The 212-nt window shown below is 49.1% G+C and carries 1 tRNA gene; it reads left to right on the forward strand.

Annotated features, from left to right (window positions below):
- Window positions 1-22 precede the first annotated feature (22 nt).
- Window positions 23-98 (forward strand) — tRNA-Lys (locus CWE01_RS33180).
- Window positions 99-212 lie beyond the last annotated feature (114 nt).

Below are 212 nucleotides of genomic sequence, written 5' to 3' on the forward strand. Positions count from 1 at the left end.
TCCCCTTACCCCGACCATTTTTGGGTCGTTAGCTCAGTTGGTAGAGCAGTTGGCTTTTAACCAATTGGTCGTAGGTTCGAATCCCACACGACCCACCATTTTTGAAACCAGTTCGCTGGGATTAAATCTTAAGATCAGAGGCCAAAAGCGCTGATCGCAGAAGGCGCCTTTCAAAGGTGCCTTTTTTTTACCGGGGTATAGCGCAGTCCGGT

This window comes from Pseudomonas sp. QS1027 (assembly GCF_002814235.1).
In the GTDB taxonomy this organism is placed as follows: domain Bacteria; phylum Pseudomonadota; class Gammaproteobacteria; order Pseudomonadales; family Pseudomonadaceae; genus Aquipseudomonas.